This is a genomic window from Oricola nitratireducens (genome assembly GCF_014904745.1).
GTDB lineage: Bacteria > Pseudomonadota > Alphaproteobacteria > Rhizobiales > Rhizobiaceae > Oricola > Oricola nitratireducens.
Genome location: NZ_JACZCS010000056.1, coordinates 1 through 339, shown reverse-complemented (window position 1 = coordinate 339; position 339 = coordinate 1). Strand labels below are relative to the sequence as shown.

At 65.8% G+C, this 339-nt stretch carries 1 protein-coding gene; it reads right to left on the bottom strand.

Annotation, left to right across the window (positions count from 1 at the left end; genetic code table 11):
• Positions 1 to 339: EF-Tu/IF-2/RF-3 family GTPase (locus tag IG169_RS24490; RefSeq protein ID WP_246717486.1), on the bottom strand; the 339-nt coding region annotated here is incomplete at both ends.

Genomic DNA, 339 nt, shown 5'->3' with positions numbered 1-339 from the left:
GACGGCCGCCCTCTTCCTTCGTCAGGATGTAGGCTTCGGCAACGAACTTGGTGTGCGGCGTAACCGAACCCGGCTTGCACAGCACCTGGCCGCGCTCGACGCCCTCGCGGTCGACGCCGCGCAGCAGTGCGCCGATATTGTCGCCGGCCATGCCCTGGTCGAGCAGCTTGCGGAACATCTCGACGCCCGTGCAGGTCGTCTTCGTCGTCGGGCGGATGCCGACGATCTCGATTTCGTCACCGACATTGATGATACCGCGCTCGACGCGGCCGGTCACAACCGTGCCGCGGCCCGAGATCGAGAACACGTCCTCGATCGGCATCAGGAACGGCTGGTCGA